This is a genomic window from Kitasatospora sp. NPDC005748 (assembly GCF_040630735.1).
In the GTDB taxonomy this organism is placed as follows: domain Bacteria; phylum Actinomycetota; class Actinomycetes; order Streptomycetales; family Streptomycetaceae; genus Kitasatospora.
This window is the reverse complement of the sequence record NZ_JBEXYD010000012.1, coordinates 1-23692: the sequence shown is the minus strand read 5'-3', so window position 1 is coordinate 23692 and position 23692 is coordinate 1. Positions and strand designations below refer to the sequence as shown.

Below are 23692 nucleotides of genomic sequence, written 5' to 3'. Positions count from 1 at the left end.
GAGGTGCGGGGGAGACCCGGTGGCTACGTCGGTCCGGGGGCCTCGGTGGTCAGGTGCTCGGGCCGGACGGGGATCCGGTTGAGCGCCAGACCGGTGGCGTTGCGGATGGCGGCCACGATCGACGGCGTCGCGGAGACGGTCGGGGCCTCGCCCACCCCGCGCAGCCCGTACGGGGCGTGCGGGTCGGGGAGTTCGAGGATCTCCACCGGGATCGGCGGGGTGTCCAGGATGGTGGGGATCAGGTAGTCGGTGAAGGACGCGTTGCGGACCTTCCCGTCCTTGACGATGATCTCCTCCATCACGGCCAGGCCGAGCGCCTGGGTGCAGCCGCCCTGGATCTGGCCCACCACCGAGAGCGGGTTGAGCGCCTTGCCGACGTCCTGGACGGCGGTCAGCTCGACCACCTTGACCAGGCCCAGCTCGACGTCCACGTCGACCACGGCGCGGTTGGCGCAGAAGGTGTACTGGACGTGGCCGAAGCCCTGCCCGGTCTCCTTGTCGAACGGGACGGTCGGGCGGTGGTGGTGCTCGCGGGTGAGGTCGATCGCCTCGTCGCCGAGCAGGTCGACCATGGAGACCAGGGCGCCCGTCGACGGCGAGACCACCTTGCCGCCGGCCAGCGTCAGGTCGTGCTGGGTCCAGCCGTAGCGCCGGCGGCCCTTCTCGATCAGCGCCTGCTTGACGGCCTCGGCGGCGAGCTTCACCGCACCGCCCGTCATGTAGGTCTGCCGGGAGGCCGAGGTCGAACCGGCCGAGCCGACCTCGGTGTTGGCCGGGTGGATGGTGACCTGCTCGACGCCCAGCTCGGTGCGCGCGATCTGGGCGTGCACGGTGACGCCGCCCTGGCCGACCTCGGCCATCGCGGTGTGCACCATGGCGACCGGCTCGCCGCCGATCACCTCCAGGCGCACCCGGGCGGTGGAGTAGTCGTCGAAGCCCTCGGAGAAGCCGACGTTCTTGATGCCGACCGAGTAGCCGACGCCGCGCACGATGCCCTCGCCGTGCGAGGTGTTGGAGAGCGCGCCGGGCAGCTGGCGGACGTCCAGCTGTTCGGTGTCCAGCGGCGGCGGGAGCGGCATGTCCTTGACCCGGCGCAGGAGTTCGGCGACGGGGGCGGGCGAGTCGATCTGCTGGCCGGTGGGCATGAAGTCGCCCTCCGACATCGCGTTCAGCTGGCGCAGCTCGACCGGGTCCATGCCCAGCTCGGCGGCGAGCCGGTCCATCTGGGTCTCGTAGCCGAACGCGGCCTGGACCGCGCCGAAGCCGCGCATCGCCCCGCAGGACGGGTTGTTGCTGTACAGCGCGATGGCGTGCATCTTGACGTTCGGGATCACGTACGGCCCGTGGCCGAGTGAGGCCGCGTTGCCGACCACGGCCGGCGAGGCGGAGGCGTACGCGCCGCCGTCCAGCACGATCCGGCAGTCGGCGAAGACCAGCTTGCCGTCCCGGGTGGCGCCGTGCTCGTAGGTCATCCTCGCCGGGTGGCGGTGCACGTGGCCGTAGAAGGACTCGTCACGGGCGTAGACGATCTTGACCGGCTTGCCGGTGTGCTGGGCGAGCAGGCAGGCGTGGATCTGCATCGAGATGTCCTCGCGGCCGCCGAAGGCGCCGCCGACACCGGCCAGCGTGAGGCGGACCTTCTCCTCCGGCAGGGCCAGCACGGGGGCCATCTGCTGGCGGTCCACGTGCAGCCACTGGGTGGCGATGTAGAGGTCGATGCCGCCGTCCTCGGCCGGCACGGCCAGGCCGGACTCCGGGCCGAGGAAGGCCTGGTCCTGCATGCCGACCTCGTAGCTGCCCTTGACGATGACGTCCGCCAGGGCCCGCACCTCGTCGGTCACGCCGAGGCCGGAGACCAGCTTCTGCTCGTGGCAGATGTTGCCGTAGCCGTGCGACTTGAACTCGTGCGGCTCGTGCACGTAGCCGTGGGTCTCCGGGTCGAGGCACTGCTCCTCGGTGGTGATCGGGGTGAGCACCTCGTACTCGACCTTGATCTTCTTCACCGCGCGGCGGGCCGTCTCCGGGTGGTCGGCCGCGACCAGCGCGATGGCCTCACCGTGGTAGCGGACCTTGTCGATCGCCAGGGCCGGCTGGTCCTGGATCTCCAGGCCGTAGTACTTGGTGCCGGGGATGTCCTCGTGCGTGAGGACGGCGTACACGCCGGGGACCTTCAGCGCGTCGGCGATGTCCACCGAGAGGATGTTCGCCCGGGGGTGCGGCGAGCGCAGCGCCATACCCCAGAGCATGTCCTCGTGCCACAGGTCGGACGAGTAGGCGAACTCGCCCTTGACCTTCAGGTTGCCGTCCGGGCGCAGCGGCGAGCCGCCGATGCCGTCCTTGCTGGCCTGGTTGATGTTCTGCAGGTTCTTCTGACCCTGGATGGTGCGAGTACTCATTCCGACGTCGCCCTCTCGCACGTGCGGGCGGAAGCCAGCCGCACCGCGTCCATGATCTTCTCGTAGCCGGTGCAGCGGCAGAGGTTGCCCGACAGCGCCTCACGGATGTCGTTGTCACTCGGCTGGGCGTCCTTCGCCAGCAGCGCGTCGGTCTGCACCAGCAGGCCGGGCGTGCAGAAGCCGCACTGGACGGCGCCGGCGTCGATGAAGGCCTGCTGGACCAGGCTCAGCTCGCCCTGCTCGTCGCTCAGGCCCTCGACGGTGCGGACCTCGCGGTCCTGCACCTGGCCGGCCGCGACCAGACACGAACAGACCGGGACGCCGTCCAGGTAGACCGTGCAGGAGCCGCACTCGCCCTGCTCGCAGGCGTTCTTCGAGCCCGGGAGGCCGACCCGCTCGCGCAGCACGTAGAGCAGGCTCTCGCCCTCCCAGACGTCGTCGGCCTCGACCGGCTTGCCGTTGGCGGTGAAAGTGACCCTCATGCCGCGCTCCTGATCTGCTTGCTGTAGTCGTTCCACGTCCAGGTGAGCGTGCGGCGCGCCATCACGGCCAGCGAGTGCCGCCGGTAGTCGGCGGTGCCGCGGACGTCGTCGATGGGCGAGGCGGCGGACTTCACCAGTTCGCCGAACCGCTGGATCACCTCGGCGCCCAGCAGCTCGCCGGACTCCCACAGGCCGCGCTCGGCGAGCACGCCCCGCAGGTACTCCTCGGCCTCGACGGCGCGGCGCGGCGTGGGGGCGGCCGAGCCGATCCCGGTGCCGACGGTGCCGTTCTTCGGGTGCAGCGCGAAGCCGAAGGCGCAGACCGCGATCACCATGGCGTTGCGGGTGCCGATCTTGGAGAACTGCTGCGGGCCGTCCGCGACGGGGATGTGCACGGCCCTGATCAGCTCGTCGGCCGCCAGGCTGTTGCGCTTGACGCCGACGTAGAACTCGTCGATCGGGATCATCCGGGTGCCGCGCACGGAGTCCGCCTCGACGAACACGTCGCGGCCGGCGGCCAGCAGCGCGGGGTGCGCGTCGCCGGCCGGGGAGGCACCGCCGAGGTTGCCGCCGACGCCGCCGCGGTTGCGGATCTGCGGCGAGCCGACGGTGTGGGCCGCCAGCGCGAGGCCGGGCAGCGGACCGGACAGCTCGTCGATGATCCGGGAGTAGGGGACGGAGGCGCCGAGCCGGACGACGTCGCCGTCGTTCGACCATTCGGTGAGCTCGGTGATGCGGTTCAGGTCGAGAATCGCGGATGGCCGGTGCACGTCGAAGTTCATCTCGACCATGACGTCCGTACCGCCCGAGATGGGCAGCGCGGTCGGGTACTCAGCCTTCGCCGCGAGTGCCTCGTCCCAGGTAGCGGGCCGAAGGAACTCCATGCGGGTGTCTCCTCAAGTCGTTGCCGGCCGGACGGGTGGGCACAGTGCCCGGAACTCGGTGTTCGGACCGCGCTGTCCGCTTCGTCGCCTCCGCGTCGGGTCCTGGTCACCGGGGTGTGTCCGGCGGCGTGTGGCCAGTGAACCTCTGTGACGGGGCCCACTGGCAGTCACCGATGGCATGAAGCCCCGGCTGTGGTCCCGCCCGGCATCCTGTACGTTCCTCTAAGGACGAGAATCTCGCAGCCCAGCTGATTTCCGGGTGCTGCCTACGACCGTAATCCGGCCGTGATTCCCAAGCTATGACCCCGTGATCCGGGCGTCCGTTGGGACGTAACACCGAGCACGGATGTTCGGGCACACTGTGACCCCCGGACCGCGCGCTCGGGCCCCCTCACCCCCACCCCAAGCCCGTAAGGAGTCCCGGATGCGTGTCCGCGACCTGCTCGCCCCCGGAGCCCCGAGACTGCGCCTGCTCGCGGCCGAGGAAGAGCTCGACCGGCAGGTCAGCGGCGTGATGACCACGGACCTGCACGACCCGGGCCGCTACCTGCACGGCGGCGAGCTGGTGCTCACCGGCATGCTCTGGCGCACCGGGCCGGCCGACTCCGAACGCTTCGTGCGGACCATCGTGGCCGGTGGCGCGGTCGCCCTCGCGGCCGGCGAGGCCGAGGTCGGCCCCGTCCCCGAGGACCTCGTCGACGCGTGTCGCCGGCACCGGATGCCCCTGTTGGCGGTACCCGACGACATCGCTTTCGGCACCGTCACCGAGTTCATCGGCCGACAGGTCTCCGCCGACCGCGCCGCCGACCTGGCCGCCCTGGTCGACCGCCACCGGCTGCTGGTCTCCGCGGCCGGCGGCGGCGGACTGGACGCCGTCCTCGACCTCCTCGGCGGCGACCTCGACCTCGACTGCTGGGTGCTCACGCCCACCGGCGCGGTGATCGCCGGCCCGGCCGACCGGCTCTCCGCCGAGGACCGCGACCAGCTGGTCCGCGCCCACCTCGGCGCCCAGCGCCAGCGCCGCCGCCCCCCGCACCGGGCCCGGCTGGCCAACGGCTCCTACTCGCTGCTGCCCGCCCCGGCCCTCGACGACGTCCAGGCGCCGCTCGCCGACTGGGTGCTCGCGGTGGCCGGCGACGTCACCGAATGGACCACCAAGCGCCAGCAGCTCGCCGAGAACCTGGCCCGGCTGGTCGCCGCCGAGCGGCACCGCCGCGACGAGGGCCGCCGGCTGCGCCGCCGCCTCGCCGACGAGGTGCTGACGCTGCTCCAGCGCGACGCCGACCCGGGCGAGATCAGCCGCACCCTGTACGCCTCCTCGGCGATGGCCGCCCGGTACGAGAACCCCGAGCCCAAGCCGCAGTCGCCGGACGGCTCCTGGCTGGTGCTCAGCGCCGAGGGCACCGGCCTGCCCGAGGGCGCGGTGCGGCTGATCCTGGAGGAAGCTCTCAACGGCACCACCGACCGCGCCCTGGTCGCGGGGGCGGGCACCGGCGCGGTGGTGGTGCTGCCCGCGCTGGACAGCGCGGTGCCCGCCGACACCCTGCGGGAGCTGCTCGCCCCGCTGGAGGCGGGCCTCGGCTCGGAGGGCCGGATCACCCTCGGCGTGTCGGCCCCCGCCTCCGAGGCGGGCGGCCTGCGCGGCGCGCTGGAGGAGGCCCGGCACGCCCGCCGGATCGCCGCCGCCCGGGTCGGCCGGGTCTGCGTGGCCGGCCCGGAGGAGCTGGCCTCGCACGTGCTGCTGCTGGCCGCGGTGCCCGACGAGGTCCGCCGGGCGTTCCGCAGCCGGCTGCTGGACAAGGTGATCGCCTACGACATCGAGCACCAGGCGGACCTGGTCCGCACCCTGGAGGCGTTCCTGCGCTCGGACGGCTCGTGGACCCGCTGCGCCGCCCAGCTGCACGTGCACGTCAACACGCTGCGCTACCGGATCGGCCGGATCGAGGAGCTGACCGGCCGTGACCTCTCCCGGCTGGAGGACCGGGTGGACTTCTACCTGGCCCTCGAACTGGCCTGAGCCCGCACGGAAAGGGTCCGCCCCGCACACCGTCGGTGTGCGGGGCGGACCCTTCCGCGTGACTACGGCTGCACGGGGATGATCGAGGTGAGCCACTGGAAGACGCCCGGCACCATGTTCTTCCAGACGTCGCTGGAGTGCGGCCCGGTGGTCTCCTGGACCTGGACGGTGGTCGGCGCCTTCGCGACGGCCGCGATCGCCTGGCCGTCCTCGTAGCCGTCGCCCTTGTTGCCGCTGATGTACAGGGCGACCTTCGGCGGCTGGGCGGCGGTCTTCACGATGGTGACCGGGTTGTTCGCCTCGCGCAGCTGGGCGTCCTTGCCGACCAGTGAGGACTTCTCGACCGCCGGGTCGTTGTAGCCCGAGAGGCTGATGCCGGCCCGGTAGCGGTTGGGGTGGGCCAGCGAGAGCTTGGCGGCGCAGTGGGCACCGGCCGAGTAGCCGGCCACCGCCCAGCGGTCGGCCGACGGCTCGGCACGGAAGTTGTCCAGCACCATCTGGGGGACGTCGCGGGTCAGCCAGGTGTCCGCGTTGACCTTGCCGGGCACGTCGGTGCAGCCGGCGTCGGTGCTGTTGCCCAGCAGCAGGGTGCGCGGCGAGACCAGGATGAACGGCGCCACCTTGCCCTCCTGCATCAGCGGCTTGAGCTGCTCGGAGACCTTGAGCGTGCCGTACCAGGTGGAGGAGGAGCCGGGGAAGCCCGGGATCAGCTCGACGACCGGGAACTTCTTGTCCTTGAACGCCGGGTCGTGGTACTGCGGCGGCAGCCAGACCAGCACCTCGCCGTCCACGCCGGACAGCTGGCCCTTGAGGTCGGTCTTCTGGACGTCGTTCGGCACCTTGGGGTCGTCCACGCTGCGGAACTGCTGGTGGACCTTGGGCGGCTGCTTGGCGGCGTCGCCGCCGGCCTGGGCCCCGCCGGCGCCCGCCTCGGCCGGGGGGACGGAGGGCACGGCCCGGACGTGGTTGCCGGTGCCCAGCAGGTCGTCCCAGTTGCCGTAGATCAGGTTGGCGTTGTTGACCATGACGAAGACCGTCGTCACGGCGGTGATCTGGCAAAAGACGATCATGGCAAGCCTGGAAAGGACCTGCACCGGCCTCGGCCCGCGCACCTTTCCCCAGAGCAGCAGGGCCGCCGCGATGGAGATCGGCACGAGGACGATCGTGCAGATGAGGAATGGCGTGCCTGTCAGTTGCATCAAATTCTCGTATCCGGGTTCAAAGCCGTCCGGGGCCCCACTCGCCCGGAACGCGCTCCAATGGCATCAGACGGTCGGGAACGCGGGATCGGTTGCCGTCCGAATCTGTAAGGAACCTGAGAGGAACATCACGTTTCGGCGCTGTTCCCTCTTGGGGCCCGCACCAGTCTGCCACCCTGACGGCCCGCACCCGGACGCTGCACCCAGCGGACTCCCAGGAACGCCACCGGGGGCACGATACCGCCCGGGCGGATCCGGGCGGCGGGCGAGGCGGTGCGATGCCGCGCGCGGCGGGCAGCGAGACTATGGGGATGAGCACAACCCGCTTTCGCCCCTTCCGCCGGTTCCGGCCCGCCTGCGCCGTCCTCGCCGTGCTGGCCGCCGTGGCCGGCTGCAGCAGTACCGGAGGCCTCCGCGCCGAGCACGCCCGCAGCCAGGCCGCGGCCGCCGGTGGCAGTGCCGTCACCACCCCGCGCTGGAAGATCGCCATGGTGACCCACGCCGGCGCCGGCGACGCCTTCTGGGACACCGTGCGCAAGGGCGCCGAGCAGGCCGCCGCCAAGGACAACATCACCTTCCTGTACTCCAACGACGCCCAGACCCAGAACCAGGTCCAGCTGGTCCAGGCCGCCATCGACCAGAAGGTCGACGGCCTGCTGGTCACCCTCGCCAAGGGCGACGCGCTCGGCGACGTGCTCGGCAAGGCCAAGGCGGCCGGCATCCCGGTGATCACCGTGAACTCCGGCCAGGAGTACTCCGCCCGGTTCGGCGCGCTGACCCACATCGGCCAGGACGAGTCCACCGCCGGCCAGGCGGCCGGCACCGAGCTCGCCGGCCGGGGCCGCAAGAACGTCCTCTGCGTGATCCACGAGCAGGGCAACGTCGGCCAGGAGCAGCGCTGCTCCGGCGCCCAGTCCAAGGCCGGCGGGGCCTTCCAGGTGCTCTACGTGGACGGCGTCAACATGCCCGACGCCCGGGCCGCCGTCTCCGCCAAGCTGCAGGCCGACCCGGCCATCGACACCGTGCTGACCCTCTCCGGGCCGATGGCCGCCACCGGACTGCAGGCGATCCAGGACGCCCGCCGCCCCGTCGAGCTCGACACCTTCGACCTGGGCACCCAGGTGGTGGCCGGCCTCAAGTCCGGCTCGGTCGGCTTCGCCGTCGACCAGCAGCCCTACCTCCAGGGCTACGAGGGCGTCGACCTGCTCTGGCTCTACCGCTCCAACCTGGACATGCTCGGCGGCGGCAAGCCCGTGCTGACCGGGCCGCAGATCCTCACCCGCGACGACGCCGACGCCCTCGCCGAGTACGTCGCGAGGGGGACGCGTTGAGCACCACCGACCTCCTCGTCCAGGACCGCCCGGCGGCGCTGCGGCGGGTGCTCGCCCGCCCCGAACTGGGGGCGCTGATCGCCGCCGCCGCGGTCTTCCTGGTCTTCGCCGCGGTCGCCGAACCGTTCCTGCGGGTCTCCTCGCTGGGCACCGTGCTGTACGCGGCCTCCACCATCGGGATCATGGCCGTCCCGGTCTCGCTGCTGATGATCGGCGGCGAGTTCGACCTGTCGGCCGGCGTGCTGGTCACCACCGCCGCGCTGACCTCGTCGATGGTGTCCTACCAGCTCACCGCGGTGACCTGGGTCGGCGTGCTGGTCTCGCTGCTGGTGACGCTGGCGGTCGGCGGCTTCAACGGCTGGATGCTCAGCCGGACGAAGCTGCCCAGTTTCATCGTCACCCTGGGCACCTTCCTGATGCTCACCGGCGCCAACCTCGGCGTCACCAAGCTGGTCTCCGGCACCGTCTCGACCAAGCCGATCTCCGACATGGAGGGCTTCGGCGCCTGCCGTTGGCTGTTCGCCTCCGAGGTCACCGTCGGCGGGCTGACGATCAAGGCCACCGTCTGGTGGTGGCTCGGCCTGCTGCTGGTCGGCAGCTGGGTGCTGCTGCGGACCCGCTTCGGCAACTGGATCTTCGCGGTCGGCGGCGACGCGGCCGCGGCGCGGGCGGTTGGCGTGCCCGTCGCCCGGACCAAGACGGTGCTCTACCTCGGCGTCGGCTTCGGCGCCTGGGTGCTCGGCCAGCACCTGCTGTTCTCCTTCGACACCGTGCAGTCCGGCGAGGGCGTCGGCAACGAGCTGATCTACATCGTGGCGGCCGTCATCGGCGGCTGCCTGATCACCGGCGGTTACGGCTCGGTGGTCGGCTCGGCGCTCGGCGCGCTGATCTTCGGCATGGCGAGCAAGGGCATCATCTACGCCCAGTGGAACCCCGACTGGTTCAAGTTCTTCCTGGGTGCGATGCTGCTGCTCGCCGCCCTGTTGAACACCTTCGTCAAGCGCCGCGCCGAACGGGGACCGCGATGACCGAGCTGCTCCGCCTCGAAGGCGTCGGCAAGACCTACGGGTCCGTCCGGGCGCTCCAGGACGTCTCGCTCACCCTGCGGGCCGGCGAGATCAGCTGCGTGCTCGGCGACAACGGCGCCGGCAAGTCCACCCTGATCAAGATCATCGCCGGGCTGCACCGGCACGACGAGGGCCGTTTCACCGTCGGCGGCGAGGAGGTCCGCTTCGGCTCCCCGCGCGAGGCGCTGGACCGCGGCATCGCCACCGTCTACCAGGACCTCGCGGTCGTCCCGCTGATGCCCGTCTGGCGGAACTTCTTCCTCGGCTCCGAACGGGGCCTGCGGCGCTGGGGCGGACTGCGCCTGGACGCCGACGGGATGCGCGCCACCACCCGGGAGGCGCTCGCCCGGATGGGCATCGACCTGCACGACGTCGACCGCCCGATCGGCACCCTCTCCGGCGGCCAGCGCCAGTGCGTGGCGATCGCCCGGGCCGTCCACTTCGGCGCCGAGGCGCTGATCCTGGACGAGCCGACCGCCGCGCTCGGCGTCAAGCAGTCGGGGGTGGTGCTCAAGTACGTCACCGCCGCCCGCGACGCCGGCCTCGGGGTGGTGCTCATCACCCACAACCCGCACCACGCCTACCTGGTCGGCGACCACTTCACCCTGCTCAAGCGGGGCCGGATGGCCGGCAGCCACCCGCGGGCGGAGATCGGCCTGGAGGAGCTCACCACCGAGATGGCCGGCGGCTCCGACCTGGAGGAGCTCTCGCACGAGCTGGCCCGGCCGGGCACCGACACCCGTGAACCCCGTGACTCCCGTGACTCCCGTGATCCCCGTGAGGAGCGTCCGCAGCCGTGACCACCCCCAACGCCGCCTCCCGGCCACCGGTCCTGCCCAGCCTGCTCGGCCTCGGCCCGCGGGCCGAGCGCCGCCGCCGGGCCCTGCCCGCCGGCCTCCTGCGGCTGCCCACCATCGGCGTCGACATCGGCGGCACCAAGGTGGTCGCGGGTGTGGTGGACGGCGAGGGCAAGGTGCTGGAGAAGCTGCGCACCGACACCCCCGACAAGAGCAAGAGCCCCCGGGTCGTCGAGGACGTCATCGTCGAGCTGGTGCTCGAACTCGCCGACCGCCACGACGTCCACGCGGTGGGCATCGGCGCGGCCGGCTGGGTGGACGCCGAGCGCTCCCGGGTGCTCTTCGCCCCGCACCTGAACTGGCGCAACGAACCGCTCCAGCAGGCGCTCAGCGAGCGGCTGCGGTTCCCGGTGATCGTCGAGAACGACGCCAACGCGGCGGCCTGGGCCGAATGGCGGTTCGGCGCCGGGCGCGGCGAGGACCTCATGGTGATGCTCACCCTCGGCACCGGCATCGGCGGCGCGGTGGTCCGCGACGGCTACGTCGACCGGGGCAAGTACGGGCTGGCGGGGGAGTTCGGGCACATGCAGGTGGTGCCCGGCGGCCACCGCTGCCCGTGCGGCAACCGGGGCTGCTGGGAGCAGTACTCCTCCGGGAACGCCCTGGTGCGCGACGCGCGCGAGCTGGTCGCCGAGGAGTCGCCGGTGGTCCAGCTGCTGCTGGCCAGGGCCGGCGGCGCGGTCGAGGGCATCACCGGCCCGCTGGTCACCGAGGCCGCCCGGGCCGGTGACGCGACCGCCGTCGAGCTGCTCTACGAGGTCGGCACCTGGCTCGGGGTCGGCATCGCGAACCTCGCGGCCGCCCTGGACCCGGGCCGCTTCGTGGTCGGCGGCGGCGTCTCCGAGGCCGGCGACCTCCTCCTCGCCCCGGCCCGGGACGCCTTCCGTCGCACCCTCACCGGGCGCGGCTTCCGGCCGGAGGCGACCATCGCGCACGCGGCCCTGGGCAACGAGGCGGGCCTGGTCGGCGCCGCCGACCTCGCCCGCCAGGTCGCCCGCCGCTTCCGCACCATCAAGCGGCGCCGGGTGGAGCGCAGCGTGCTGTAGCGCCGGACTACCCGCCGGTAGTCGCGGCGCCCTGTTGTCCGGGCCATGCCTCCTGTGAAACAACGGAGTTGACGTCTACTCAGGAGGCCTCCGGATGAGAGCTCTGGCCCGAATCGCCCCGCCGCTCCTGCTTGCCACCGCCCTGGTCTGTTCCGCCGCCGGGCCGGCCGGGGCGGCAGCCCCGCCGCCGAAGGTGCCCGAGGCGGTGGGCTGGGGCGGCGCGGTGGCCAGCGTGGACGCCGACGCCACGGCGGCCGGCATCGAGGTGCTGCGCAAGGGCGGCAACGCGGTGGACGCCGCCGTCGCCGTCGCGGCGGCGCTCGGTGTCACCGAGCCGTACTCGGCCGGCATCGGCGGCGGCGGGTACTTCGTCTACTACGACCACGACAGCGGCCGGGTGTCCACCATCGACGGCCGCGAGACGGCCTCCCGGACGGCCGACGCGTCGCTCTTCCTGGAGGGCGGCAAGCCGCTGGCCTTCGCGGACGCCGTCACCAGCGGGCTGTCGGTCGGCGTGCCCGGCTCCCCGGCGACCTGGGAGACGGCCGTGCGGCAGTGGGGCAAGCGCTCCTTCGCCGACGCGCTGAAGCCGGCCCGGCGGATCGCCGAGCAGGGCTTCACCGTCGACCAGACCTTCCAGGACCAGACCGCGCTCAACCAGGACCGGTTCAAGGACTTCCCCGCCACCGCGAAGCTCTTCCTGCCCGGCGGCAAGCTCCCCGCGGTCGGCTCCACGTTCCGCAACCCCGAGCTCGCCGCCACCTACCGCCAGCTGGGCGAGCAGGGCACCGCGGCGCTCTACCGGGGCGACCTCGGCGCCGACATCGTCCGGACCATCCAGCACCCGCCGGTGGACCCGGCCTCCGGGCGCAACGCCCGCCCCGGCAAGGTGGACGCCGCCGACCTGGCCGCGTACCAGGTGCGCCGCCAGCAGCCCACCCACGTGGCCTACCGCGACTACGACCTCTACTCGATCGCCCCGTCCAGCTCCGGCGGCACCACCGTCGGCGAGGCGCTCGGCATCCTGGAGGACGGCGACGTCGGCCGGTACGACGACACGCAGTACTACCACCACTTCCTGGAGGCCTCCCGGATCTCCTTCGCCGACCGCAACCGCTGGGTCGGCGACCCGGCCTTCTCCGACGTCCCGGCCAAGGAGCTGCTCTCCCCCCGGTACGTCGCCTCGCGGGCCTGCCTGATCAGCCCCGACCGGGCGCTCACCAGCCCGCTCGCCCCCGGCGACCCGCGCCACCCGGCCGACTGCGCGAACACCGGCGCGGCCCAGCCCGAGCCCTACGAGGGCCTGAGCACCAGTCACCTGACCGTGGCCGACCGCTGGGGCAACGTCGTCTCCTACACCCTCACGCTGGAGCAGACCGGCGGCAGCGGCATCACCGTCCCCGGCCGGGGCTTCCTGCTCAACAACGAGCTGACCGACTTCAACTTCACCCCGCTGACCCCCGGGGTGCCGGACCCGAACCTCGCCGGGCCGGGCAAGCGCCCGCGCTCCTCGCTCTCGCCGACCATCGTGCTGCGCGACGGCGAGCCGGTGCTGGCGGCCGGCTCGCCCGGCGGCGCGACCATCATCACCACCACCCTCCAGGTCCTGCTCGGACGCCTGGACCGGGGCCTCGGCCTGGAGCAGGCGATCGCCGCGCCGCGGGCCAGCCAGCGCAACACGGCCGCCACCCAGGCCGAGCCGGCCTTCCTGGACCTGCCCGAGCGGGCCCGGCTGGAGGCGCTCGGCCACGTGTTCACCAGCACGCCCGAGATCGGCGCCGCGACCGGCGTCGAGCGCCTGCCGGACGGCCGCTGGGTGGCGGCCGCCGAGCCGGTGCGGCGCGGCGGCGGCGCGGCGGCGGTGGTGCGCCCCGCGCCCTGACGCCCGACGCCTGACGGCGGTGGCCCCTGGGCCCGCGGGCCCACGGGCCTGTCGGTGCCGGGCGGTAGATTCGGGGTGGGCGTCCTGCCGGGCGCCCACCCTCGTCCGTACCACCGGGAAGGCCGCCCGCCGTGACCGTCCGCATCGCCACCTGGAACATCAACTCCGTCACCGCGCGGCTGCCCAAGCTGCTGGAATGGCTGGAGAGCGCCAAGCCGGACGTGCTCTGCCTCCAGGAGCTCAAGTGCTCCACCGACGCCTTCCCGTACGAGCCGGTCCGCGAGCTCGGTTACGAGACCGCCGCGTACGGCACCGGCCGGTGGAACGGCGTGGCCGTCGTCTCCCGGATCGGTCTGGAGGACGTGGTGCGAGACCTCCCCGGCCAGCCCGGCTTCCTCGCCGACGGCGCCCTGCTGCCCGACACCGAGCCGCGGGCCATCGCCGCCACCTGCGGCCCGGTCCGGGTCTGGTCGGTCTACGTGCCCAACGGCCGCGAGGTGGACCACGCCCACTACCGCTACAAGCTGGAGTGGCTGGAGGCCCTGCGCCTGGCCTCGCTGGAGGACGCCGCGGGGGAGCGCCCCTTCGCCGTCCTCGGGGACTTCAACATCGCCCCGACCGACGAGGACGTCTTCGACGTGGCGGCCTTCGAGGGCCTGACGCACGTCACACCCGCCGAGCGCGCCGCCCTCGCCGCCCTGGGCGAGGCCGGTCTGCAGGACGTCGTGCCCCGCCCGCTGAAGTACGACCGCCCGTACACCTACTGGGACTACCGCCAGCTGGCCTTCCCGAAGAACCGGGGCATGCGGATCGACCTCACCTACGCCAACAAGCCCTTCGCCGACGCCGTCACGGACAGCTATGTGGACCGCGAGGCCCGCAAGGGCAAGGGGACGTCGGACCACGCCCCGGTCGTGGTCGACCTGGACCTCTGAGCCCGGCCGGGCCCGGCGTCACGCCCCGTAGCGGCGGCTCGCCCGAACGGGCCAGAGCGGTGGCCGGGCGCCGGGTGTGTGCCTACCGTCGGTGAATGACTGGGTGTGGTTGTTCGATCACGTGGACTTCGGAGTCCCCGGCCGCGCCCGAGAATCCCGGAGGTTCCGGTATGCGCCCCACGCGTACGGCCGCCGCCGCCCTGATCGGCGCGACGGTGCTGACCGGCCTGACGGCCCCCCTCGCGCTGGCCAAGGACGGCGCCGCCACGGTCAGCCCGTCCCAGGCCGCACCGGGCCAGACCGTGACGGTCACGGTCTCCTGCGAGAAGTCCGACAAGCCCGACGCCAAGACCATCACCGCGAGCTCCCAGGCCTTCGAGGGCGGCCCGGCCACCCTCACCCTGGGATCGGACGGCCGGCACACCGGCTCCGCGCGGCTGGCGGGCAAGGCCGGCGGCGACAGCAAGGTCGACGGCACCTGCCCCGACGGCGCCGCCTTCTCGACCAGCGTCACGGTGACCACCGTCGCCGCGTCCTCCGGAGCCTCCTCCTCGCCCGGCCAGAGCCTCGGCGAGTGGGGCAAGGCGGCCGGGGAGTGGGCCGGCTCGCTCGGCCAGTCCGGTGCGGGCAGCCAGCAGGTCGCTCCGCACGGCGCCGTGCAGACCGGTCTCGGCGGCTCGGTCGCGGCCGACCCCGCCGAGCTGGCGGGCGGCGCGGCGCTGGTGGTCGGTGGTATCGGCGGATTCTGGCTGTTGCGGCGACGCGGCGGCGCCGGGTCCGCCTGAAGGCGCGCCCCGCACCCGGGGGCCCTCGGGCCCGCCCCACGGTGCCGCCGGACCGGTCGGTCCGGCGGCACCGGCCCGTCTCAGGCCGTCGCGGCCCGGGCCGCGGAGCCCCCGGTGACCCCGGCCGCCGTGGACGCCCGGGGAGCCCGCGGGGTCTCCGGCGCCTCCGCGGCCCGCAGGAGGCCGGAGGCCAGCAGGTACTGGGCCAGGAGGTACGTCGCCATGATCCAGAACTGGTGCCCGGGCAGCTCGCGCCACTTCGCGAGCTTGGTGGCGATCAGGGTGTCGGAGAGCAGGAAGAGCGCCCCGCCGAGGCCGGTGCGCCACCCCAGCCCGGCCGAGGTGACGGCGGTCGAGGCGAGCAGCAGGCTGTACCCGGCCACCGGCGCCCGGAGGCTGCCGAGGTCCGGCCAGAGCCGGCCCACCATCACGGCCCAGGCCGTCGCGTACGCGGCCGTGACGATCAGCGCACGCCGCCGGTCCGTCAGCGCCCCCTGCCGGACGAACATCGTCACGTAGCAGACGTGCGCCGCCGCGAAGGAGCCCATCCCGGCCAGGAACGCGGTGTCGTCGCCGAGCTGGAGCAGGACGTCCCCGCCGCCGCTGAGCAGCAGCGCGGGCGCCAGCAGCTTCGGCGCCTCCCGCCCGGCCGCGGTGGCGGCCGTGACGCTGTGCGCGGCCAGCAGCGGCATCAGCGTCGGCTTGGTGGCGTGCCGCAGGGCGGGCGTGTCGGTGAGCAGCGCGCCCAGGTGGGCCGCCGAGGTGGCGGCGAAGCCGGTGAGCAGCCCGGTGGCGGAGCGCAGGCGCCCGCCGAGGACGGCGCGGGTTGTCGTGCGGATGCTCATGCGGCGGTGTCCTCCGGTGGGTGGGGGCGGGCGGCCCGTTCGTCCGCACCCTAGGCGACCGGGTCCGTCCGGGGAAGGCCGGGTTACCCGCGAGTACTACCCGGGCGTAGGCCGGCGCGCGCCGACGGCCGGGGCCGCTCCGGCGGGGTACGCGCGGACCAATTCGCCGCGAGCTCCGGTTGGGGCCACCGGCGGCCGCGCCCACCGTCTAGTCTGGTCCACGACATGGAGCAGCAGGAGTACGCGGCCGGCACCACGCGGGTGGCCGGCGGCACGTCGGACGGGCGCACGGGCGGGGCGGGGCAGGGCACCACCGTCGCCGTCGTCGCCGTACGCGAAGCCGGTCCTGACGCTCCGCAGGAGACCGGAGGGGCTGTCCTCTCGCCCGATCCGGGGCTGCTCCGGCTGGCGCACTGGTTCGCCGAGGCCGATCCCGGGACCGCCGACGACCTCTGCGTCGCCACCTTCGGCCTCTACCCGGCCCGCCACTTCGGCGTCCCGGCCGAGCCGGTGACCGGTCCGGAGGCGGCGGCCGGTGACGCCGTCAGCTGGTGGCACGGTCCCACCGCGCACGCCCCCGCCGCGCTGCGGGTGCGCGAGCCGCGGCCGGCGCGCCGCCAGCGCCGGGCCCGGCGGGACGAGGGGGCGCTGCCCGTCGTCCGCTCAGGAGCCAAGCCGGGTCTGCCCGGAAAGCACCGCAAGCCCGAGCCGACCCGCTCGGCCGCCGGCGCGCAGGACCGTTCCGCCGCCGCCGAGCGCCGGATCGCCGCCCGGCTGCTGCTCGCCCACCCGCTGGTCACCGCCTCCGGGCCGCACGCCGACGGGTTCCCGCTGATCCGGCGTCACCGCGACTGGCTGACCGGCCAGTTCGACACCCTGCTCGGCTACCGCCTGGTGGTCGGCCCCTGGCACGCCCGCCTCTACAAGGCCGGGCTCGGCCCCGGCGCCGCCCGCCGGCTCGAACACCCCGGCACCGGCGCGCCGTTCACCCCCGGCGGCTACGCCCAGCTCGCCCTCGCGCTGTCCCTGCTGGTGGACGCCCCCGAACGGCTCCCGCTCGGTCCCCTGCTGGCGGCGATGCGGGACGCCGCGCCCGGTCGGGCCGCCACGCCCGCCGACCTCGCGATGGCGCTCGCCGCACTGGCCGACTGGCAGGTGCTCGGCGAGATACCCGCCGACCGGAGCGCGGACGGCGTCGTCCTGACGGTCGACCGGGAGCTGGCCCGCGCCGTACCCGCGGGTCCGCCCGCCCTCGCCGACGACGCCGCCGACCTGATCCGCCGCGCCGCCGGGGCCGAGCCTGGCACCGCCGTGCGCCGCCGCCTCGCCGAGACCCCCGCCGTGCTCGCCGCCGACCTGCCCGCGGACCAGCGCGACTGGCTCGACCTCCACCGCCGGACCGGCCCGGCGGCGCTCGCCGAGTTCCTCGGCCTGGAGGCCGAACTGCGGGCCGAGGGGGTCGCCCTGCTCGACCCCGCCGACGAACTCACCGACCTCGCCCTGCCCGGGGCCGGTACCCTCGCCCAGGCCGCCCTGCTGTTGGTCGAGCGCCTGGTCGAGGAGGTCCGGCCGCTCCCCGGCGAGGCCACCGGCGCGGACGTCCCGATCCCGGACGCGCTGATAGACGGCGTCCTCGGGGACATCGCCGACGAGTACGGGCTGCCGGCCGGCTGGCGGCGCGACTACCTCGCCGACCGCACCGCGCTGCGCCGCGACGCCCTCGACCTGCTGCACCGGATGGGCCTGATCACCCCCGCGCCGCGCGGCACCCGGCCGCCGGGCTGGCTGCTGCGCGCCCCCGCCGCCCGCTTCGCTCCGGCGCCCGATCTGCGGCCGGCCCCGGGGACGGGCCGGCACTCCCGCCGGGAGACCCCGGTGGGGGTCCCGTCAGGCCCCCGGGCGGAGCAGCGGGCCTGAGCGCACCGGCCCGCCGTCGAGCGGGTCGCGCGCCGGGAACGACAGAAGCACCGCGTCCGTGGCCGGTGGGCCGGACGGCGGTGCCTGGGGTCGGGCGCGGAGGGCGGCGGGATCAGCGGGTCATCGTCGGGCGGTGGCCGCCGTGAGCGGGCCGTGCTGGGCGGCTTCGACGGTGGCTCCCACACCGAGCGTGCCGAGGGCGATGGAGGCGAGAACGGCGGTACAGGCCAGGAAGCGGCGGTGGCGCTGCGGGAGCGGGAAGCGCGGATCCTGGAGGGTCGCCGGAGGGTTGGCGTTCATGACAGGGAGCGTTCCAGGGCGGCGTGAACGAGCGGTACGCGCGGGTGAAGTCCGGATGGGGGCCAAGCGTCGGTTCGTGCCGGATCCGCCCCGCCCCGCCCCGCCCCGCCCCGGGGCGGGGCAGATCCGGGGCGGTCACCGGGACGGCGGTCGCGGCCCCCGCCGGGCGTCGGCCATCGCCTCGCCGACGGCCACCCGGACGGCGTCCCGCAGACCGTGCGCGGCGTGGAACCGCGAGGGCCCGGCCGCCGGATCCTCGCGCAGCTCCTTCACCAGGGCGACGCAGAGCAGCAGCATCACCACCACGAACGGCAGCGCGACCAGGATGGTGGCGTTCTGCAGCGCGGTGAGCCCGCCGGCCAGCAGTAGCGCGGCGGCGACCCCGCCCATCAGCACGCCCCAGACCACCACCAGCCAGGTGCGCGGGTGCAGCGAGCCCCGGCTGGAGAGCGAGCCGAGCACGAGCGAGGCGGAGTCGGCACTGGTGATGAAGAAGGTCATCACCAGCAGGACCGCGATCACGCTGGTCACCGAGCCGAGCGGGAGCGAGCGCAGCATCTCGAACAGCGAGGCCTCGGCGCCCTGGGGGATGGTGGCCACCAGGTCGGCCTCGCCGGTGGAGTTCAGCCGGATCGCCGTCCCGCCCATCACGCAGAACCAGACCACCGTCGCCCCACTGGGGACCAGCAGCACGCCGGTGAGGAACTGCCGGATGGTCCGGCCGCGCGAGATGCGGGCGATGAAGGTGCCGACGAACGGCGCCCAGGAGAGCCACCAGGCCCAGTAGAAGATCGTCCAGGAGCCGAGCCAGCTCTCGTCGGTGAAGGCGCCGGTCTGGGTCGACATGGCGACCAGGTCGGAGAGGTAGCCGCCGACGGTGGACGGGATCGCGTCCAGGACGAAGACCGACGGGCCGAACACGAAGACGAAGAGCATGATCAGCGAGGCCAGCACGACGTTCGAGGTGGAGAGCCACTTGACGCCCTTGTGCACGCCGGAGAAGGCGGAGAGGACGAAGGCGGCGGTCAGCGAGCCGATGATGACCAGTTGGGTGCGTTCGGTGTTCTCGACGGAGGAGATGAAGCCGAGGCCGTCCGCCACCTGGAGGGCGCCCAGGCCGAGGCTGGTCGCCGAGCCGAAGACGGTCGCGAACACCGCCAGCAGGTCGATCGCCCGGCCGGGCCAGCCGTTCGCGCCGCGTTCGCCGATCAGCGGGACGAAGGCGGCGGAGATCCGGTTGCCCCGGCCCTTGCGGAAGGTGGTGTAGGCGAGTGCCAGGCCGCCGACCGCGTAGATCGCCCAGGGGTGCAGGGTCCAGTGGAAGAGCGAGAACTCCAGCGCCTGCTGGGCGGCGGCCGGGCTCTGCGGCTCCAGGCCGGAGCCGGGCTGCGGCGCGGCGTAGAGCTGGAGCGGTTCGCCGACGCCGTAGAACATGAGGCCGATGCCCATGCCGGCGCTGAACATCATCGCGACCCAGGCGAGGGTGGAGAACTCCGGCTCGTCGTCGTCGCGGCCGAGCCGGATCCGGCCGAAGCGGCTGAACGCGAGCAGGACGGTGAGCACCAGGAAGACGTCGGCGGCGACCACGAACAGCCAGCCGAAGTTGTGCAGCACCCAGCCGAGCGCGGTGTCGGACGTCCGGCCGAGCGAGTCCTCGGCGAAGACGCCCCAGGCGACCACCCCCAGCACCAGCACGGCACTGACGCCGAACACCGTCCGGTCGACGGGGAGGGTCGCGGCGGGTTCGTCCGGGCCTGGTGGCTGGCTGCTCATGAAGGTCCCTCTCCTGGCGTACTGGACGGTCGGCGACACGATCGGAAAATAGATACATGTCGTACTATGTCCAGTCCTCGGGGGTGCCGGGGGGAGGGCACGCCGGGGAGAGGCGACCGGACGGGCCGTCAGGGCGAGGATCGGCGCACCGGGCCGCGGGTCGTCAGGCGGCCGCGTACGCGCGGGCGGAGGGCCCGGTGGTCGGGGCGGCGGTGTCCAGGTACCCGGCCAGGGCCTGCCGGCTGCGGGTCAGCTCGGCGATCCGGGTGTCGAGTTCGGCCAGCTCGCCGCGGAGGGTGGCGAGCAGGTCGGGGCAGGCCTCCAGGGCCGGGACGGGGCCGCTCGCGCACGGCAGGATCTCGGCGATCACCCGGGTGGACAGGCCCGCCGCGAGCAGGCCGCGGATCTGCCGCACCCGGATCTGGTCTCCCTCGCGGTACTCGCGGTAGCCGGCGGCCGACCGGTCCGGTTCGAGCAGCCCCTGCTCCCCGTAGTACCGCAGCAGGCGGGTGGACACCCCGGTCAGGCGGGCGAGTTCTCCGATGCGCATGACCGGGCGAACGCCCGTCCGGGCCGGGCTGTTCCCGGCCCGGACGCGGCGGGGCCGTCGCTACGCCGGCCGACCGGTCACGAAGTCCAGCAGCAGCGCGCGCAGTTCGGGCAGGCGCTCGACCACCGGGAGGTGGCCACTGGCGAGTTCGACCAGCCGGGCGCCCGGGATGCCCTCGGCCAGGGCGCGGTGCTGGCTCGGCGCGACCAGCATGTCCTCGGTGGTGCTGATCACCAGCGTCGGCACGGTGACCCGGGCCAGGTCGCCGCGCACGTCCACCCGGCCGGCCAGGCCGAACTGCTGGCGGTAGCCCGCCGGGACGGGGGCGAGAAGCACGGCGCGCAGGTCCGCGAGCTGCTCGGCGGTGAGCGCGTCGACCCAGGTCTCGCCGAAGGCGACCGCGAGCACGAAACGGGCCAGCAGCTCCGGGTGGTCGGCCAGGCCGGCCGCCAGCTCGGCGGTGAGCCGGAGCCGGTGGTCGCCGCCGGCCACCCCGGCGAGCAGCAGCAGCGAGCGGACCCGGGCCGGGTGCCGGGTGGCGGCGCGGACGGCGACGGCGGCCCCGAGCGAGTACCCGGCCAGGTCGAAGCTCTCCAGGCCCTCCTCGACGGCGGTGGCGACCAGCCGGTCCGCCAGCTCGTCGAGCGAGGGCCCGGCCGGCTCGAACGGGGTGTCGCCGGAGCCGGGGAAGTCGGGTGCGACGACGGTGCGGAGGGCGGCGAGGTCGTCCAGCAGCGGCCCCCAGTTGTCCCGGGCGCTGCCGCCGGCGCCGTGCGCGAGCAGCAGGCCCGGGCCGGAGCCCCGGACGATCCGGGCCAGCGCGGGCGGGGTGGCGGGGGACGGCTCGGTCATGGCGGGGCTCCTGTTCACCTGGATGGCTCGGTGACCGGCACGCTAGGAGTTCACACCGGTGTGAAGGTCAAGACCGGTGCGGGCCGAACCGTCCGCGCGGCGTCGATCGGCGGGATCGGCGGACGCGACACGGTTCGCGATCGTATGATCCGGGCGTGACCGGAGGCCCGAGCGCCGCGAGACCGACCGGGCGGACCGCCGCCCCGGTCCGGAGCGCCGCTGCCCGCCGGGCCGTCGCCCGCCGCGCCAGACGCACCGACCGCTGTCGCTGAGCCCCGCCCGCGCGCCCCGCGCCGGGCCGGAGCGGACCCGCGCCGTCGGCGCCCCCGTCCCCGCCCGCCCGGCCGCGCGGCCCGCCCGACCGTCCGCCGCAACCGAACGGAAGTGTGCCCGTGCCCACCGCGAACCCCCTTCGGACCACCCCCGCGAGCCCGATCCCCGGCGAGGCCGCCTACGACCGGCTCCGCCGCCGGCAGTGGTCGGCCGGCGAGGCCCGCGCCGACGGCGTCGAGCGCCGGACCCTGCTGCGGATGCTCACCGCCGCCGGGGTGCTCGCCGCACCCGCCGCCGGCGGGCTGGTCGTCCCGGACCGCGCCCGGGCGCGGACCGCGACCGCCGCGCCGGGAGCGCTTGCCGAGCCGCCCACGGCCCTCGCGGGTACGGTGTCCCCCGTGCCCGGCATCGTGAAGCCGCTGCCCGCCGAGTGGTTCCTCCCGCGCGGGACCAACGCCGAGATGCGCTGGGACGCGCTGCGCGACGCGGAGGGCGCGATCGGCCGGCACGTCCCGGTGGAGCGCTTCTTCGTCCGCAACCACACCAGTACCCCGGTCATCGACGCCGACAGCTGGCGGCTGCGGCTCTTCGGCAGCGGCCTGCGCGGCGGCCCGGACGCCGGGCGGCCGGTCGAGTTCGGCCTGGCGGACCTGCGCGCCCTTCCCTCGACCAGGATCAGCGCCCTGATCGAGTGCGCCGGCAACGGCCGCAGCTTCTACGCCACCCAGCAGAACCAGCCCGTGCCCGGCACCCCCTGGACGCTCGGCGGGGTCGGCTCCGCCCAGTGGCGCGGCGTGCGGCTGTCCGAGGTGCTGCACCGGGCCGGGCTGACCCGGGACGCGGTGGACGTGCTGCCCAGCGGCCTCGACCCCGCGTACGTGAGCGGTGGCGTCGACTTCGGCCGGGTGCGCCGCCCGCTGCCGGTCGCGAAGGCGCTGGACGACGTGCTGCTCGCCTACGAGATGAACGGCGAACCGCTGACGCCCGACCACGGCGCGCCCCTGCGGCTGGTGGTGCCGGGCTGGATCGGGATCGCCTCGATCAAGTGGGTCGGCTCGATCGAGGTCGCCGACCAGCCGCTGTACTCGCCCTGGAACACCGACTTCTACCGGATGTTCGGTCCTGACTACCCGGCCGGCGGAAGTGCGCCGGTCACCACCCAGGTGGTGAAGAGCGCCTTCGAACTCGCCCGTGACGCGGTGCTGGCGGCGGGCCGCGAGCACCGCCTGTACGGACGCTCGTGGTCGGGCGCGGCGCCGGTCCGCCGGGTCGAGGTGAGCACCGACGGCGGCCGGCGCTGGCACCGCGCCGAGCTGCGGGACGAGCCGCGCGCCGACAACTGGACGCGCTGGAGCCTCGACTGGCGCCCGGACCGGACCGGCCCGTACGAGCTGCGGGCGCGCGCGACCGACCGCCGCGGCAACACCCAGCCCGCGACGTCCGTGTTCAACCGCGAGGGCTACCTGTTCGACGCGGTGGTGGTCCACCCGGTGACGGTCGCCTGACGCAGCTCAGCCGGTGGGGCTGGCCTCGTACGGCGCCTCGTACGGCGTCTCGTACGGGGTCAGCACCAGCCGCACCACGTCCTCCAGCCGCCGCCGGGCGTCGCCGAGCGTGGTGCGGCCGGTCACCCAGGCGGTCAGCTCGCCCTGCCAGGCATGGCCGACGATGTGCCGCACCAGGTCGCTCGCGGCGGCCGGCACCTCGGCCATCACCGCCTGGAGCGCGGTGCTGTCGGCCCGGGCCATGCCCTGCAGCGCCTCGCTGGCGAAGGGGTCGGTGGAGGCGGCGACGGCCACCCGGAGCCGGGCCAGTTCGGGCTGGCGCTGGTAGGCGCGCATGCCTCCGCGTACGAAGCGCACCACCCGGTCGGTGGCCCCCAGCCCGGCCCGCGGTCCGCGCAGCTCCGCCACCAGGTCGGCCAGCAGCAGCCGGTGCCATTCGGCGATGGCCGCGGCCAGCAGGTGGTCCTTGGAGGAGAAGTAGCGGTACGCCGTCCCGAGGGCGACTCCGGACCGCTCGCAGACCTGTTTCATCTGCAGCCGCTCGACACCGATCTCGTTCACCAGGGCGAGCGCGGCCGCGATCAGGGACTCGCGGCGTTCGAGCTGACGTGGAGACATCGCCTCCACCGGTCGTGGTGACAGGTCAACCTTGGTCACCCGCACCATGATACGGCTCGGAACCGCTCAGGAGTATGACGCCGACCGGTCGCCCCGCGTTCGTCCGCCGTCCACCGGTGGACGGCGGACGGGATTTACAGAAGGCCTGCGTAAATCAACTTTTTGTGGTTGGTCTCGT

Annotated in this window: 20 protein-coding genes; 10 read left to right on the top strand and 10 right to left on the bottom strand. The window is 74.0% G+C overall.

Features of this window, described 5'->3' with window-relative positions:
- Positions 1-23: 23 nt before the first annotated feature.
- Genes pucD through ABZ495_RS12245 form a run of 3 tightly spaced genes read right to left on the bottom strand, consistent with a single transcriptional unit; the run spans position 24 to position 3762 of the window.
- The gene (gene pucD / locus ABZ495_RS12255; RefSeq protein ID WP_359804321.1) at positions 24-2396 is read right to left on the bottom strand and encodes a xanthine dehydrogenase subunit D; all 2373 of its coding nucleotides are present in this window, start codon (positions 2394-2396) and stop codon (positions 24-26) included.
- The gene (locus ABZ495_RS12250) at positions 2393-2878 is read right to left on the bottom strand and encodes a (2Fe-2S)-binding protein (RefSeq protein ID WP_359835588.1); all 486 of its coding nucleotides are present in this window, start codon (positions 2876-2878) and stop codon (positions 2393-2395) included. Before ABZ495_RS12250 ends, pucD begins: the two co-directional genes overlap by 4 nt.
- Positions 2875-3762: an FAD binding domain-containing protein gene (locus ABZ495_RS12245; RefSeq protein ID WP_359835586.1), complete on the bottom strand. Its 888-nt coding sequence runs from the start codon at positions 3760-3762 to the stop codon at positions 2875-2877. Before ABZ495_RS12245 ends, ABZ495_RS12250 begins: the two co-directional genes overlap by 4 nt.
- A 424-nt stretch (positions 3763-4186) precedes the next feature.
- On the opposite strand from ABZ495_RS12245, the gene ABZ495_RS12240 reads away from it, so the two are divergent.
- The gene (locus ABZ495_RS12240) at positions 4187-5779 is read left to right on the top strand and encodes a helix-turn-helix domain-containing protein (protein WP_352295142.1); all 1593 of its coding nucleotides are present in this window, start codon (positions 4187-4189) and stop codon (positions 5777-5779) included.
- Between the two features lie 62 nt (positions 5780-5841).
- Here the strand turns inward: ABZ495_RS12240 and ABZ495_RS12235 are convergent, their stop codons facing one another.
- Positions 5842-6933: an alpha/beta hydrolase-fold protein gene (locus tag ABZ495_RS12235; protein ID WP_329490621.1), complete on the bottom strand. Its 1092-nt coding sequence runs from the start codon at positions 6931-6933 to the stop codon at positions 5842-5844.
- Positions 6934-7289: 356 nt separating this feature from the next.
- Here ABZ495_RS12235 and ABZ495_RS12230 point away from each other — a divergent pair, with 356 nt between their 5' ends.
- The 7 genes from ABZ495_RS12230 to ABZ495_RS12200 all read left to right on the top strand — a co-directional run bounded on the left by ABZ495_RS12230 (position 7290) and on the right by ABZ495_RS12200 (position 14881).
- Entirely contained in the window at positions 7290-8309 is a 1020-nt protein-coding gene (locus ABZ495_RS12230; protein ID WP_329490622.1) for a substrate-binding domain-containing protein, read from the top strand.
- Positions 8306-9337, top strand: a complete 1032-nt coding sequence (locus tag ABZ495_RS12225; protein ID WP_359804323.1) for an ABC transporter permease — start codon at positions 8306-8308, stop codon at positions 9335-9337. The genes ABZ495_RS12230 and ABZ495_RS12225 overlap by 4 nt, the downstream gene beginning before the upstream one ends.
- Positions 9334-10176, top strand: a complete 843-nt coding sequence (locus ABZ495_RS12220) for an ATP-binding cassette domain-containing protein (RefSeq protein ID WP_359835584.1) — start codon at positions 9334-9336, stop codon at positions 10174-10176. Before ABZ495_RS12225 ends, ABZ495_RS12220 begins: the two co-directional genes overlap by 4 nt.
- Positions 10177-10217: 41 nt before the next feature.
- Entirely contained in the window at positions 10218-11279 is a 1062-nt protein-coding gene (locus ABZ495_RS12215) for an ROK family glucokinase (protein ID WP_359804341.1), read from the top strand.
- A gap of 94 nt (positions 11280-11373) precedes the next feature.
- Positions 11374-13161 (top strand): gamma-glutamyltransferase, encoded by a 1788-nt coding sequence (gene ggt / locus ABZ495_RS12210; RefSeq protein ID WP_352295148.1) that lies wholly within the window; start codon positions 11374-11376, stop codon positions 13159-13161.
- A 131-nt stretch (positions 13162-13292) separates the two neighbouring features.
- Entirely contained in the window at positions 13293-14096 is an 804-nt protein-coding gene (locus ABZ495_RS12205) for an exodeoxyribonuclease III (RefSeq protein WP_359804325.1), read from the top strand.
- Between the two features lie 170 nt (positions 14097-14266).
- Positions 14267-14881, top strand: coding sequence for a hypothetical protein (locus ABZ495_RS12200; RefSeq protein WP_359804326.1), 615 nt, complete (start codon positions 14267-14269; stop codon positions 14879-14881).
- Positions 14882-14961: 80 nt separating this feature from the next.
- On the opposite strand, the gene ABZ495_RS12195 is transcribed toward ABZ495_RS12200, so the two are convergent.
- Positions 14962-15726: a lysoplasmalogenase gene (locus tag ABZ495_RS12195; RefSeq protein ID WP_359804327.1), complete on the bottom strand. Its 765-nt coding sequence runs from the start codon at positions 15724-15726 to the stop codon at positions 14962-14964.
- A gap of 225 nt (positions 15727-15951) precedes the next feature.
- On the opposite strand from ABZ495_RS12195, the gene ABZ495_RS12190 reads away from it, so the two are divergent.
- Positions 15952-17643, top strand: a complete 1692-nt coding sequence (locus tag ABZ495_RS12190) for a DUF2398 family protein (protein ID WP_359835582.1) — start codon at positions 15952-15954, stop codon at positions 17641-17643.
- A gap of 120 nt (positions 17644-17763) precedes the next feature.
- Here the strand turns inward: ABZ495_RS12190 and ABZ495_RS12185 are convergent, their stop codons facing one another.
- From ABZ495_RS12185 to ABZ495_RS12170, 4 genes are all read right to left on the bottom strand, one after another.
- Positions 17764-17943 (bottom strand): hypothetical protein, encoded by a 180-nt coding sequence (locus tag ABZ495_RS12185; protein ID WP_359804329.1) that lies wholly within the window; start codon positions 17941-17943, stop codon positions 17764-17766.
- 135 nt (positions 17944-18078) lie between these two features.
- Positions 18079-19716: a BCCT family transporter gene (locus tag ABZ495_RS12180; protein WP_359804330.1), complete on the bottom strand. Its 1638-nt coding sequence runs from the start codon at positions 19714-19716 to the stop codon at positions 18079-18081.
- A 163-nt stretch (positions 19717-19879) separates the two neighbouring features.
- Positions 19880-20266, bottom strand: coding sequence for a MerR family transcriptional regulator (locus tag ABZ495_RS12175; protein WP_329490632.1), 387 nt, complete (start codon positions 20264-20266; stop codon positions 19880-19882).
- A 60-nt stretch (positions 20267-20326) separates the two neighbouring features.
- Positions 20327-21118 (bottom strand): alpha/beta fold hydrolase, encoded by a 792-nt coding sequence (locus ABZ495_RS12170; RefSeq protein ID WP_359804331.1) that lies wholly within the window; start codon positions 21116-21118, stop codon positions 20327-20329.
- A gap of 392 nt (positions 21119-21510) precedes the next feature.
- On the opposite strand from ABZ495_RS12170, the gene ABZ495_RS12165 reads away from it, so the two are divergent.
- The gene (locus tag ABZ495_RS12165) at positions 21511-22896 is read left to right on the top strand and encodes a sulfite oxidase (protein ID WP_359835581.1); all 1386 of its coding nucleotides are present in this window, start codon (positions 21511-21513) and stop codon (positions 22894-22896) included.
- 6 nt (positions 22897-22902) lie between these two features.
- Here the strand turns inward: ABZ495_RS12165 and ABZ495_RS12160 are convergent, their stop codons facing one another.
- On the bottom strand, positions 22903-23553 hold the full coding sequence (locus tag ABZ495_RS12160) for a TetR/AcrR family transcriptional regulator (RefSeq protein ID WP_359804333.1): 651 nt from the start codon (positions 23551-23553) through the stop codon (positions 22903-22905).
- Between the last annotated feature and the right edge of the window lie 139 nt (positions 23554-23692).

What these genes read in the sequence shown, in the direction of transcription:
- ABZ495_RS12195 (WP_359804327.1), bottom strand. Translation starts at nt 15,726, where the DNA reads ATGAGCATCCGCACGACAACCCGCGCCGTCCTCGGCGGGCGCCTGCGC.
- ABZ495_RS12240 (WP_352295142.1), top strand. Translation starts at nt 4,187, where the DNA reads ATGCGTGTCCGCGACCTGCTCGCCCCCGGAGCCCCGAGACTGCGCCTG.
- ABZ495_RS12175 (WP_329490632.1), bottom strand. Translation starts at nt 20,266, where the DNA reads ATGCGCATCGGAGAACTCGCCCGCCTGACCGGGGTGTCCACCCGCCTG.
- ggt (WP_352295148.1), top strand. Translation starts at nt 11,374, where the DNA reads ATGAGAGCTCTGGCCCGAATCGCCCCGCCGCTCCTGCTTGCCACCGCC.
- ABZ495_RS12190 (WP_359835582.1), top strand. Translation starts at nt 15,952, where the DNA reads ATGGAGCAGCAGGAGTACGCGGCCGGCACCACGCGGGTGGCCGGCGGC.
- ABZ495_RS12185 (WP_359804329.1), bottom strand. Translation starts at nt 17,943, where the DNA reads ATGAACGCCAACCCTCCGGCGACCCTCCAGGATCCGCGCTTCCCGCTC.
- pucD (WP_359804321.1), bottom strand. Translation starts at nt 2,396, where the DNA reads ATGAGTACTCGCACCATCCAGGGTCAGAAGAACCTGCAGAACATCAAC.
- ABZ495_RS12230 (WP_329490622.1), top strand. Translation starts at nt 7,290, where the DNA reads ATGAGCACAACCCGCTTTCGCCCCTTCCGCCGGTTCCGGCCCGCCTGC.
- ABZ495_RS12220 (WP_359835584.1), top strand. Translation starts at nt 9,334, where the DNA reads ATGACCGAGCTGCTCCGCCTCGAAGGCGTCGGCAAGACCTACGGGTCC.
- ABZ495_RS12250 (WP_359835588.1), bottom strand. Translation starts at nt 2,878, where the DNA reads ATGAGGGTCACTTTCACCGCCAACGGCAAGCCGGTCGAGGCCGACGAC.
- ABZ495_RS12245 (WP_359835586.1), bottom strand. Translation starts at nt 3,762, where the DNA reads ATGGAGTTCCTTCGGCCCGCTACCTGGGACGAGGCACTCGCGGCGAAG.
- ABZ495_RS12200 (WP_359804326.1), top strand. Translation starts at nt 14,267, where the DNA reads ATGCGCCCCACGCGTACGGCCGCCGCCGCCCTGATCGGCGCGACGGTG.
- ABZ495_RS12170 (WP_359804331.1), bottom strand. Translation starts at nt 21,118, where the DNA reads ATGACCGAGCCGTCCCCCGCCACCCCGCCCGCGCTGGCCCGGATCGTC.
- ABZ495_RS12180 (WP_359804330.1), bottom strand. Translation starts at nt 19,716, where the DNA reads ATGAGCAGCCAGCCACCAGGCCCGGACGAACCCGCCGCGACCCTCCCC.